The 9,962-nt window shown below is 53.6% G+C and carries 8 protein-coding genes; 6 read left to right on the top strand and 2 right to left on the bottom strand.

Annotation, left to right across the window (positions count from 1 at the left end; all coding sequences use genetic code 11):
• Positions 1 to 149 precede the first annotated feature (149 nt).
• Complete coding sequence (locus LQZ19_RS02580; protein ID WP_411046080.1) at positions 150 to 1,598, top strand: aminopeptidase; 1,449 nt, start codon at positions 150 to 152, stop codon at positions 1,596 to 1,598.
• Positions 1,599 to 1,639: 41 nt separating this feature from the next.
• Positions 1,640 to 1,825, top strand: coding sequence for a putative motility protein (locus tag LQZ19_RS02575; RefSeq protein WP_411046079.1), 186 nt, complete (start codon positions 1,640 to 1,642; stop codon positions 1,823 to 1,825).
• Positions 1,826 to 1,866: 41 nt separating this feature from the next.
• Here LQZ19_RS02575 and aat read toward each other — a convergent pair whose 3' ends face one another.
• Positions 1,867 to 2,619, bottom strand: a complete 753-nt coding sequence (gene aat / locus LQZ19_RS02570; RefSeq protein WP_411046078.1) for a leucyl/phenylalanyl-tRNA--protein transferase — start codon at positions 2,617 to 2,619, stop codon at positions 1,867 to 1,869.
• Positions 2,620 to 2,769: 150 nt separating this feature from the next.
• On the opposite strand from aat, the gene LQZ19_RS02565 reads away from it, so the two are divergent.
• The 4 genes from LQZ19_RS02565 to LQZ19_RS02550 are packed head-to-tail and all read left to right on the top strand — an operon-like array spanning position 2,770 to position 7,541.
• On the top strand, positions 2,770 to 3,894 hold the full coding sequence (locus LQZ19_RS02565; RefSeq protein WP_411046077.1) for a BMP family lipoprotein: 1,125 nt from the start codon (positions 2,770 to 2,772) through the stop codon (positions 3,892 to 3,894).
• 19 nt (positions 3,895 to 3,913) lie between these two features.
• Positions 3,914 to 5,446 (top strand): ABC transporter ATP-binding protein, encoded by a 1,533-nt coding sequence (locus LQZ19_RS02560; protein WP_411046076.1) that lies wholly within the window; start codon positions 3,914 to 3,916, stop codon positions 5,444 to 5,446.
• Positions 5,443 to 6,591, top strand: coding sequence for an ABC transporter permease (locus tag LQZ19_RS02555; RefSeq protein WP_411046075.1), 1,149 nt, complete (start codon positions 5,443 to 5,445; stop codon positions 6,589 to 6,591). Before LQZ19_RS02560 ends, LQZ19_RS02555 begins: the two co-directional genes overlap by 4 nt.
• Positions 6,582 to 7,541, top strand: a complete 960-nt coding sequence (locus tag LQZ19_RS02550; RefSeq protein WP_411046074.1) for an ABC transporter permease — start codon at positions 6,582 to 6,584, stop codon at positions 7,539 to 7,541. Before LQZ19_RS02555 ends, LQZ19_RS02550 begins: the two co-directional genes overlap by 10 nt.
• A gap of 5 nt (positions 7,542 to 7,546) precedes the next feature.
• Here LQZ19_RS02550 and clpA read toward each other — a convergent pair whose 3' ends face one another.
• Positions 7,547 to 9,934 carry an ATP-dependent Clp protease ATP-binding subunit ClpA gene (clpA, locus tag LQZ19_RS02545; RefSeq protein WP_411046073.1) on the bottom strand — a complete coding sequence of 796 codons (2,388 nt, stop codon included), beginning with the start codon at positions 9,932 to 9,934 and terminating at the stop codon, positions 7,547 to 7,549.
• Positions 9,935 to 9,962 lie beyond the last annotated feature (28 nt).

Raw genomic sequence — 9,962 nt, 5'->3', positions numbered from 1 at the left:
TCGCTGGAGGAGACCCGCAGGGGCTCCGCAAGCGAATTCTACTTGCGTGCTCGGTCGGGGATGCCCCTCCCTCCGCCCGTCTTTGCCGCTAAGCCCAGTCCATATTGCTTTTTTCCGAAAAGAGAAATAGGCTGTCCAGGAGGTATACCATGGGAACCACCGATGATGACAAAAAAACCGAAGGCCAACTGCTTTCGGAGAAACTATGTTTTGATATAAAGAACTGTTGGGACGCCGCTTCCGAAGAAGAGCTCAAGGAGATCGAGTACTTTGCCAAAAAATACCGGGTATTCCTGGACCGGGGAAAGACCGAGCGGGAATTTGTAAGAGAAGCCCTGGAACTGCTTAAGGAAAAGGGTTTTAAGGATCTGGATATCCTCTTGCAGGAAAAGGACAACCTGAAACCCGGCGCAAGGGTGTACCAGAACATCAAGGGCAAGTCCCTGGTTTTTGCGGTGATCGGCAGTAAGCCCTTTACCGAAGGGATCAATATCGTTGGCGCCCACGTGGATTCCCCCCGGATCGATCTGAAAACCAATCCCCTCTACGAGGATAGTGAATTAGCCCTGCTGGATACCCACTATTATGGGGGGATAAAGCATTACCAGTGGCTCACCATACCCCTGGCCATGCACGGCACGGTGATCGGCAAGGACGGGGTAAAGCAGGAAATCTGCATAGGGGAGGATGATGATGACCCGGTTTTTTGCATCACCGACCTGCTGCCCCACCTTGCCCGGGAGCAGATGCAGAAGAAGGCATCGGAATTTATCGATGGTGAAGGGCTGGATATTCTGGCAGGGTCCCGGCCGTACAAGGACTCAAAAGCCAAGGATAAGGTTAAGCTCCGGCTCCTCAATCTGCTTCACGAAAAATACGGCATCCTGGAAGAGGACTTTGCATGGGCGGAATTTGAGTTTGTCCCGGCCCACAAGTCCCGTGACCTGGGCTTTGACCGGAGTATGATAGGCGGCTACGGTCATGATGACCGCTGCTGCGCCTTCGCCGCACTCCACGGGACCCTGAACGTTGCCGACATTCCCGAAAAGACCGCGGTCTGCCTCCTCACGGACAAGGAGGAGATAGGCTCCATGGGAAATACCGGCGCCCAGTCCCGGCTCTTTGAAAATTTCGTGGCCTACCTGGGGGCAAAAACTTTAGACAACTATTCTGAGATAAGCCTGCGGCAGTGCCTGGGCAAATCCGCCATGCTTTCTGCGGATGTAAACTCCGCCTTTGATCCGAACTATGATTCGGTGTACGACAAAAAAAACTCCTCATACTTTGGCAAGGGTATCGTATTATCCAAGGCTACCGGCCGGGGAGGCAAGTTCGGCGGCAGCGAGGCTAACGCTGAATTTTGCCGGAAGGTTCAGGGCATACTAAACCGGAACAAGGTCCAGTGGCAGTTCGGCGATCTGGGCAAGGTTGACAAGGGCGGCGGCGGAACCATCGCCCTGGATGTGGCTAACCTTGGGGTAGAAGTCCTGGACTGCGGTATTCCGGTGCTCTCCATGCATTCCCCCTTCGAGGTGATCAGCAAGATAGACCTTTACACCACCTATAAGGGATATATCGCGTTTTTACGGGATGCGTAATAGGCATTGCCTTTATGGATATTCCGGTGTATACTTGTTATATGGAAATAGAAAACGTTTCTAAGCCTATGACCCAGGATGCGGTTCAGCAGGAAGCGGCGGCTAAGGTTCAGAGCATGGCCATTCGGAATGCTGAAGAACAGGGCGCCGCTGCGGCCAAGCTGCTTGAGTCCGCCGAAGTTATCACCGATTCTAAGGTCGGTAATAACGTGGATCTCCTCGGCTAAGACCGGCTGATCAGTCTTAAATTCTCATCGTTTAATAGCGCCTATGGCGTTGGTTTTTGTTGTAATCCTCCGTACAAATCCCCCCAATTACCCCTCCTATCCCCGACAGAGGTCCGTACCGCCAGGGCCTTGCCCAGAAGCCTGAGGTATTCCTTCCTGCTGATCTCCTCACCCCCCAGGCTTTCCAGATGATCCGTGTGAACCTGGCAGTCGATGAAAGAGACGCCGTCCGCAAAAAGGGTTTGCGCCAGCCGTAGAAAAGCTGCTTTGGATGCATTAGGCCGGCGGGCAAACATGGATTCCCCGATAAAAGCATTTCCAAGCCGTACCCCGTAACAGCCGCCGACCAGCTCGCCATCCTGGTAGCTTTCCGCCGAATGGGCCCAGCCAAGCCGGTGGAGCTCCGTATAGGCGGCGATGATGTCTTCGGTGATCCAGGTACCTCCCTGGCCGGGCCGGTCAATCTCACCGCAGGAACGGATAAGTGCGGTAAAATTCCGGTCCAGGGCAAAACTGAATACATCCTTTCTAAACCCCTTTTCCATAGATTTTGAGATGTGGAGTTTTTCCGGGAATATGACGAATCGGGGATCAGGGGATTGCCAGAGTATAGGATCATTTTGGTTATACCAAGGGAAGAGGCCCTGCTCATAGGCGGAAAGGAGCATACCCGGAGAAAGATTGCCCCCAACGGCGATAATCCAGTCCGGGCTTTCCTCCGGGGACGGGAAATTAAACCTGTCATATTCGGTGAGGTAGGGAAATTGGGGGTCCGGACCGGAACGGAGCCGCATGAATCAAGGATAACAAAAAGAGATGGCTGCGTAAATCCGTTTCATAGACAAAAAATCAGGCTGAACTTACTTGAAGATGGGCGTACTTTTATAGTATAAATTATTAGTAAAATCATACCTATAATTGCAATTTTCTTAAAAGGGGAGTGAATGAAAAAGACAATTCAATGGGTAAGCGTAATTGCGCTTATGATCGGTTTGTTGTTGCCCCTTTATGCGGGGGGCGGCAGGGATAACGGCGCCGGTAAGAGCCAGGGGCTCAAGGTCGGTATTTTAACGACCTCCGGGGTGGATGACAACTCTTTTGGGCAGGACTGTTATAACGGCGTCCTCGAATTTGCCAAGGCCAACCCCGAAGCATCGGTTACCACGATAAAGGAACCGGATATGGCTAAGGTTATACAGGCTGTGGCGGACATAATCGCCGATTATGACGTGGTGGTGCTTCCGGGCTTCAATTTTGCTCCGGTAGGCTCCCTGCTTCAGGAAAATCCGGACCGGAAAGTCATTCTGGTTGATAGCCCTCCCACGGACGCGGCGGGTAAGGAGATCGAACTGCCGAATATCTATTCCATGGTTTTCCATGAGGAAGAGGGCAGCTTCTTCGCCGGCATCGCTGCCGCCCTGGAGTCCAAAACTCATAAGGTTGCGGTGGTAACCGGCATGGCCTTCCCGTCCAATGTGAACTACCAGTATGGTTTCCAGTCCGGGGTAAACTATGCCAACAAATATTTCGGCAGTAATACGCAGTACGTGGAACTGCCCTCTTATGCCGGTACGGATGTAACCGGGAAAGCGGTGGGGGGTAACTATATCGGTAGTTTTGCCGATGAAGCTGCCGGTAAGGTGGTCGGTTCCGCTTTGATCGCCCAAGGTGTGGACGTACTCTTTGTGGCCGCCGGCGCTTCCGGTAACGGGGTATTCACCGCCGCCAAGGAAGCCTCCAACGTATACCTCATCGGCTGCGATGTGGATCAATACGATGACGGTATAAAGGGAACGGAGAACATTTTACTGACCTCGGTGCTCAAGGTAATGCATACCAACGTTGCCAAGCAGCTTCAGGCTATCAAGGACGGAACCTTTGTCGGGAAGAACGATATCCTTGGGGCTTCCACGGATTCCATAGGGTATGTCAGCGCCCCAGGCCGGCATCAACTGACTGCCAACACCCTGGCTAAAATGCAGCAAGCCTACGGGCTCATGAAAAAAGGATCCATCGTGCCTGCGGCTAATTTTAACGGGCATACTTCCGGCGCTTTCCCGGGCTTGTAAGCGGCAGCAGCGAAAAGCCATGAACGATGAATATATCGTCGAAATGAAGCATATCACCAAACAATTTCCCGGTGTTATTGCGAATGACGATATATCCATCGGTATTAAAAAGGGAGAGATTTTTGCCTTCCTGGGTGAAAACGGTGCGGGCAAGTCCACTCTGATGAGTATGCTCTTTGGAATGTATGAGCCCGATGGGGGGGAGATTTTTATCCGGGGCCGGCAAACGGTCCTCTCCTCCTCCAAAGCCGCCGCAGCCCTCAATATTGGTATGGTGCATCAGCACTTCAAACTGGTCCCTACTTATACTATCGCGGAGAATATTATCTTAGGCATGGAACCCAGACGGAAGGCTCTGGGGCTTTTTCCATACATTGATATAAAGACCGCCTCAAAACGTATACTGGAACTGTCCGGAGCCTACGGTCTTGAGGTGGACCCCAATTTGCGGATCGAGCAGGTAAGCGTTTCCACCCAGCAGCGGGTGGAGATCCTTAAAATGCTCTACCGGGATGCGGAAATACTTATCTTTGATGAACCAACCGCCGTGCTTACCCCCCAGGAGATTGAATTTCTCCTTAAAATCATGGGTGAACTGCGGAACAAGGGTAAAACCATCATCCTGATTACCCACAAACTTGAAGAGATAAAACAAATCGCCGACCGCTGCGCCATCCTGCGCCGGGGTAAACTGGTAAAGGTGCTGCAGGTTGAAGATGCCTCCACCCAGGAAATGGCAAACCTTATGGTAGGACGGGAACTTACCTTTACCCGGGAGAAAACCCCTCCCCGATTCCGGGACACCATCCTGGAGGTGGAGGGTCTGACGGTCCGCAACGAGAACCAATTTGAGGTGGTAAAGGACGTTTCGTTTTCTATCCGCGGGGGAGAGATATTCGCCATCGCCGGGGTTTCCGGTAACGGCCAGGTGGAGATTGCCGACACCGTGGCGGGGTTGGTTAAACCCTACCGGGGACATATACGCCTCAAGGGCAGGGACATCACCGGGGAGAATATACGCAGCAGGATCGAAGCGGGGATCTCCTATATCCCCGAGGACCGCCAGAAGTATGGTATCGTGCTGGACTTTATTCTGGCGGATAATCTGGGGATCAAAACCTACTACCGGCCGCCCTTTTCCGACAGGACGGTGCTTAGGCAGGAAGGGTTTCGGCGTTTCGCCTGCGACCTGATCGAGCGCTATGATATCCGCAGCGGTCAGGGAGCAAAAACCATAACCCGGTCCATGAGCGGCGGGAATCAGCAAAAGGCTATTGTGGCCCGGGAGATTTCCCTGGATTCGGAGCTGATGATCTTTGTACAGCCCACCAGGGGACTGGATATCGGCGCCATTGAGAACATACGGAAACAGATCCTGGATGAACGCGATAAGGGCAAGGCGGTGTTGCTCATATCCCTGGAATTGGACGAGGTGATGAATCTGGCCGATACGATTGGTGTTATCTTCAATGGGAAGCTGCTGAACATAGCTCCGTCGGAAAGCCTGTCAACCAATGAGGTGGGGGAGTATATGATGGGGGTAAAAGGGTGATTGCGGATACGGGCGATCCTAAGGCTGATCCCCGGTCCGGGCGGCGTTTTCTGAGGCTCCTGGCTGAGGACAAGACCAGCCCTATTGCCATCCCCGTTTTTTCAGTACTGCTGACCTTGATTGCCGCAGCGATACTGCTCTTAGCCATGAGAAAGAATCCTCTCACCGCCATGGCAGCATTTCTACGGGGCAGCGGGTTTATGATTAAGCCATCCTACGCGGGCGGACAGAATATGCTGACCGATTTCCTTTCCTTCCTGGGCATTCTTGCACCCATGCTTCTGGCATCCCTGGGTATGTTAGTTTCCCTGCGGGCGGGGATGTTTAATATTGGTATCTCCGGGCAGATGCTGGCCGCAGGATTTTTGGCAACGGTCCTTGTGGGCTACGCTGATTTAGTTCCCGCCATAGCCCGGCCTCTGGTTGTCCTGATTGGCATTGCGGCTGGGGGCCTTATGGGGGCGGCAGTGGGTTTTCTGAAATTCCGATTTAATATCCATGAGGTCGTTTCTACCATTATGTTCAATTACATAACCAGTTATGTTACCGGTTTCTATATCAATACCTATTTTGCGGATATTATAAGCCGCTCTTCCAGGGTATGCAGTCCTGCTGCCCGGCTGACTATTACGGGGCTGACCTTTGGGGGGCTCCGGCCCACTATCCCCTTGGGGATACTGATTTCGGCTGCGGCGGTTTTTATTATCCGTTTTTTGCTGGACCGAACTACCACGGGGTTTGAGCTTAAAGCCGTAGGACTGAACCGGGACGCCGCCAAATACGCAGGTATCCGGGAGGGTCGAAGCATGGTCTTAGCCATGACTTTCTCGGGTATCTTGGCTGGGCTGGCGGGGGTTACCTATTATTTAGGGTACTATAACAGCATTGTGCCGAAAACCCTGGATAACCTTGGATTTGACGCTATCGCCGTGGCCTTATTGGGTAACTCAAGCCCCATCGGAGCGGTGTTTGCCTCGGTTCTGGTGACCATTTTTCAGAAGGGCAGCGTGTATATGAGTTCTACCGTGAAGGTTCCCAAGGAGATTGCCTCGGTAATCATAGGGTTCTTATTGTTGTTCAGCGCCTGTAATGGGTTTATCCACTATTACGCCCGTTCACGGCTGGAGAAAAATAGATGGATATGATCCTGATTGATGGTCTGTCATTCGCCTTACCCTTGCTGATTATGGCTATTGGGGGTATCTACTGTGAGCGAAGCGGGGTGACCATGCTGGCATTGGAGGGCTTGCAGGGGTTCGGGGCTTTTGTCGGCGCCTTGGCTGTGGTGCTCTGCGGAAGGAAGCTGGGCGTCGGGTCCCCCTGGTTAATCTATATCGCCCTGGTTGCTTCCATGGCAGGCGGGCTGGCATTTTCCCTTATACACGCCGCCCTCTGCGTGAAGTTCCGGGCCCAGCAGGTGATAAGCGGCGCGGTAGTAAATACTATGGCTATGGCGTTGACCATCTTTCTAACCAGCGTCATCAACAGTGTTATTACCGGAGAAGGGTCAAATAAATTTCAGATAGGCGTTTCCGTACGCTTTACCGTTCCCGGTCTGTCAAAAATCCCGATCCTTGGGGGACTATTTAAAAATATGTACCCCTTTGAAATCGTTATCCTGGTCGCCGTCCTTATCTCCTGGTATGTGCTTTACAAGACCCCCTACGGGCTGCGCTTACGGGCCTGCGGAGAAAATCCTCACAGCCTTGATGCCGCCGGGGGCAATGTGGACAAGATCCGTATAAGCGCCGTGATGATCTGCGGCGCCCTCTCCGGCTTGGGGGGTATTTTTCTGGCCTATTCGATCTCCGCCAGTTATTCCCCCAATATCTATATGGGATACGGGTATCTTTCTATCGCTGCTCTAATTTTTGGCAACTGGAAAATTCTGCCCACCTTCGCGGTGTGCCTGTTCTTCGGGTTTGCCAAATCATCGGGGTATCAGCTCTGCCTTTTCCTGGGTATGCCCAGTAATTATACAGATTTACTTATGGTGCTGCCATATCTGCTGACACTCTTGCTGCTGATATTCTTCTCTAAGCATAACCACCCACCCCGGGCGCTGGGTGAATTCTTCGATAAGGGTAAACGTTGACGGGCCTAAACCAGGGTTGGAAGCGCCGTTTCCGCAGAATTGCGTAGCTCAATGTGGTAGTCACCATCGTACCAGTCTGCCCGGGCGCTGCCGCCTGTACTGAGGCTGCCGAAGAGGACCTCATCCACAAAAAAGGACTTGATCTTGTCTTCAATAAGACGGCCCACATTGCGGGCGCCGAATTCCTGGCTGTAGCCCTCTTCCGCAAGATGCTCCACGCAGGCATCGCTGATTTCCAGGTCCACCTTTTTTTCCGCCAACTGGGCTCTAAAGAGATCCAGTTCCTTGCGGACTATGGACTGCATAACTTCCTTGGACAGGTGGCTAAAGCGGATCACCGCATCCAGGCGGTTGCGGAATTCCGGGGTGAAGATCCGCTCCACCGCGCTGTCCACCTCCGCCTCCCCGGCAACCCGCTCGCCAAAGCCGATGAGACTCTTGCCGATTTCCCGGGCGCCGGCGTTGCTGGTCATGATAAAGACCACGTTGCGGAAATCCGCCTTCCTGCCGTTGTTATCGGTTAGGGTGGCGTAATCCATGATCTGGAGAAGTATATTGTAGATGTCCGGGTGCGCCTTTTCTATTTCGTCCAGAAGAACAACACTGTGGGGCTGCTTCCGGATAGCATCCGTGAGGAGGCCCCCCTCTTCGTAACCCACATAGCCCGGGGGTGATCCGATGAGCCGGGACACGGTGTGCTTTTCCTGGTATTCGCTCATGTCGAAGCGGTGCATGGGTACCCCAAGGATATCCGCCAGCTGCCGGGCCAATTCGGTTTTGCCGACGCCGGTGGGGCCCACAAAGAGGAAGTTCGCCACCGGTTTGTTGTCCGCCCGGAACCCGGCCCGGGAACGCTTGACCGCCTTGACCGCCGCCAGGATCGCCTCGTCCTGGCCGAAGATCCGCGAGCGAAGCTTGTCTTCCAGGAAGCGGAGCTTGTCCTTCTCGCTTTCCCCCACGGACCGTTCGGGGATGCGGGCTATCCGGGAGACCACGGCTTCGATTAACTGAAGACCGATGTCTATGGGAGCTTCCTCCGCCGGTGTTTCCGCGTCCGTATCGGCCTTGTTTTTGAAGGCTTCGATACGGGCAAAGGCTCCGGCCTCGTCGATTACGTCGATGGCCTTATCCGGCAAGCGCCGTTCGGTGATGAACTGGGCGGAAAGCCGCACCGCAGCCTCCACCGCCGCATCGTTGTACCGGACCTTGTGGTAATCTTCGTATTTAGACTTGAGCCCCTGGAGTATGGCGATGGCGTCCTCCTGGCTGGGCTCGTCGATATCAATTTTCTGGAAACGCCGGGACAGGGCCCGGTCTTTCTCGAAAAATTTGCCGTATTCCTCGTGGGTAGTAGAGCCTATGCAGCGGAGTTTCCCCGATGATAAGGCGGGTTTAAGGAGGTTGGAGGCGTCCAGGGCGCTGCCCGAAACGGAACCGGCCCCTACCAGGGTGTGGATCTCGTCGATAAAGAGGATGGCCCTTTCTTTTTTCAGGATCTCCTCCACTACCCGTTTGATCCGTTCCTCAAAATCTCCCCGGTATTTGGTTCCCGCCACCAGGGCGCCCATGTCCAGGGAAAAGATTGAAAAGTCCTTTAAGGTAGGGGGGACTTCCCCGGCGACAATGCGCTGGGCCAATCCTTCGGTGATGGCGGTCTTGCCCACCCCGGAATCCCCCACATGGACGGGGTTGTTTTTGAGCCGGCGGCAAAGTACCTGCACGGTCCGGTCTAACTCGGTCGTTCGGCCGATTACCGGCTCCAGTTTGCCCAGCTTTGCCAGGGCGGTAAGCTCCGTGGCGTACCGTTCCAGGGCGCTCCGTTTGTTGACCTTGGTTTTTTGGGCGGTATCCGCCATTTCCCCTTCTTCGGGAAAACCCTCGCGGCCCGGTTCCCCCTCATTCAAGGGGTTGGGGTTGGTTCGGCTAAATTTAGGGGAATAGCCTTGGGAAAAGTTCTGTTCACCATCATCTTCAAATTCCCGGGAAAGGCTTTCCAGAAGCTCCAGCCGGTTCTTTATCCCGGATTTGCGCAGATAATAGGCGCAGTAATTCCGTTCTTCATCGTAAAGGGAAACCAGGATATCCGCGATGTCCAGGATTTGCTTTTGGGAAGACTGGCTCTGCAGTACCGCCCGCTCCAATACACTCTGGAACCCCACGGTTTGGGTAGGTTCGGTATTGTCCTGGGTGGGTACCTGTTGTTCAAAATAGTCCTCCATCCCAAGCTTGAGCTGATCCAGGTTGGCTCCGCAGGAAACAAGGATACCCTGTACCTCGTTAAAGGCCAGGGCTGCATAAAGAACATGTTCGGGGGTCAGGTACTCATGGTTGCGTACTTTGGCCTCATTATAGGCGGCATTGATGATCGCCTGCACGTGGCGGCTGATTTTCACTTTTCACCCCTCTCAATAAATATAATCA

It is taken from the genome of Treponema primitia (assembly GCF_046533075.1).
In the GTDB taxonomy this organism is placed as follows: domain Bacteria; phylum Spirochaetota; class Spirochaetia; order Treponematales; family Breznakiellaceae; genus Termitinema; species Termitinema primitia_B.
The sequence above is the reverse complement of the archived record's forward strand: the minus strand, read 5'-3'. Positions and strand labels throughout refer to the sequence as shown.

Coding starts and splice junctions, on each gene's coding strand:
- LQZ19_RS02580 (WP_411046080.1), top strand. CDS start 150: ATGGGAACCACCGATGATGACAAAAAAACCGAAGGCCAACTGCTTTCG.
- LQZ19_RS02575 (WP_411046079.1), top strand. CDS start 1,640: ATGGAAATAGAAAACGTTTCTAAGCCTATGACCCAGGATGCGGTTCAG.
- aat (WP_411046078.1), bottom strand. CDS start 2,619: ATGCGGCTCCGTTCCGGTCCGGACCCCCAATTTCCCTACCTCACCGAA.
- LQZ19_RS02565 (WP_411046077.1), top strand. CDS start 2,770: ATGAAAAAGACAATTCAATGGGTAAGCGTAATTGCGCTTATGATCGGT.
- LQZ19_RS02560 (WP_411046076.1), top strand. CDS start 3,914: ATGAACGATGAATATATCGTCGAAATGAAGCATATCACCAAACAATTT.
- LQZ19_RS02550 (WP_411046074.1), top strand. CDS start 6,582: ATGGATATGATCCTGATTGATGGTCTGTCATTCGCCTTACCCTTGCTG.